The organism is Actinoplanes sp. NPDC051633 (genome assembly GCF_040681735.1).
GTDB lineage: Bacteria > Actinomycetota > Actinomycetes > Mycobacteriales > Micromonosporaceae > Actinoplanes.
Map to the genome: position 1 here is coordinate 1 of NZ_JBFAZH010001465.1, position 1,672 is coordinate 1,672.

Below are 1,672 nucleotides of genomic sequence, written 5' to 3' on the forward strand. Positions count from 1 at the left end.
CCGTGACGCCGGTGGCCGACGGCGGCAGGAACGACCGGATGGCTGCCACCTGGTCGCGATGGGCCGCGCCGATCGCGATCCGGTCGGCGCTCAGCGGCCCCGACTCGGTGACGCCGCCGCGCTCGAGCGCACGTGCGGCCAGGCGTGCGCACGCCGCCGCGGCCTCGGCGTCGGTGCGGACGGTGAAGCGTGCCGCCAGCTCGTGCAGCCCCCAGCCGGTGGCGGCCGCGGTGTCCAGAACCTCGTCGAGTGTCTCGCCGCCGGCGGCCTCGAACGCCAGCGTCCGGTCACCCGGCGCCGTGCCCGCCCGGAAGCCGGTGAAGGGGTAGAAGGCCTGCGCCACCACCGGCGCGGCCGAGGCCGGCAACCGCCAGGAGACCGGCAGCCGGTGCACGGGCAGGTCGGGGTTGTGCCGCAGCAGCACCGCGACCGCGCTCTGCATCGGGTCCCACGACAGGCCGACCCACCGGTCCAGCTCGACCGTCGAGAACGGATCCAGCTGGCCCGGATCGCCCACGAAGAGCGCCCGGGCGAAGCGGGGCGCGACGCGCAACAGCGCATCGGACCGCATCTGATAGGCCTCGTCCACGATCGCCCACGGCCACACCCCCTCGGACACCGTCGCCCACTTGGCGGCCGTGCCGATCGTGATCGCCGGGTCGCCCAGGTCGCCCACCTTGGCGCCGACCCGGCAGCTCGGATGGGCGCGGACCCGCTCCGACGGCGCGTAGTCCACCGCCGACAGACGACCGACCCGGAGCTCGGGAGACGCCGCGCCGAGCCGCGCTATCAGGTCGTCGACCTGCTCGTTCGTCTGCGCGACGACGATCAGCGGTTCCCCCGCGGCGGCGAGCACGCCGGCCGCCTTGACGACCAGCGTGGACTTGCCGGCGCCGGGCGGGGAGTCGACGACGACGCCGCGATGGTCGCCGGTGGTCAGGTCGGCCAGCACCGCGTCGACGACGCGAGCGGCCTCGGCGGAAGGGCTGGTGATCAGCGATGTGACGGACACGCGAGGAAGGTATCGGCTGCCGCCGACAATTCCGGGCCGGCCTGTGGACAACCCGGTCGAAAAGATTTGTTGTTACGGGCCCGGGTCTCTGTCGTACGTTTGTTCTAATGTTCCTGACCGCGGCACTCGCCTACGCCCGGCACGGCATCCCTGTCCTGCCGGTGCACACCCCTGCCGCGGACGGAGGATGCTCATGCGGCCGAGAGGATTGCGACCGGCCCGGCAAGCACCCGCGACTCCGCCATGGCCTGACCGACGCGAGCACCGATCCGCGCCTCATCGAGATGTGGTGGGCGCAGTGGCCGGAGGCGAATGTCGGTCTGCGGACCGGCGTGGTGATGGATGTGGCCGACGTCGACTCGGTCGAGGGCTGGCACAGCCTGTGTCACCTGCTGGGCGGCTCGATGCCGGCGGGGCCGCAGGTCCGCACGGGCGGGGGCGGCTGGCATTTCTGGTTTCGTCCGATGGGCCACGGCAACAGGGTGCGTCTTCTTCCCGGGGTGGATTGGCGTGGCACGGGCGGCTACGTGGTGGCACCGCCGTCGCGGCATGCGCGCGGTTCCGGCTACACCTGGGTGTTCGGGCCGGGCTACCTTCTGCCGGTCGCGCCGCCGGCCCTGCGCGACTTGGTCGCCGGACCCGAGCCCGTCGTGCCGGACC

At 73.1% G+C, this 1,672-nt stretch carries 2 protein-coding genes; one reads left to right on the forward strand and one right to left on the reverse strand.

Annotated elements, in window-relative coordinates:
• The coding region (locus AB0M20_RS42115; protein ID WP_364306986.1) for an AAA family ATPase at positions 1 to 1,012 on the reverse strand (1,012 nt) is incomplete at its 3' end.
• A 107-nt stretch (positions 1,013 to 1,119) separates the two neighbouring features.
• Here AB0M20_RS42115 and AB0M20_RS42120 point away from each other — a divergent pair.
• Positions 1,120 to 1,672, forward strand: a 553-nt coding sequence (locus tag AB0M20_RS42120) for a bifunctional DNA primase/polymerase (protein ID WP_364306987.1), incomplete at its 3' end; no start/stop codon positions are given.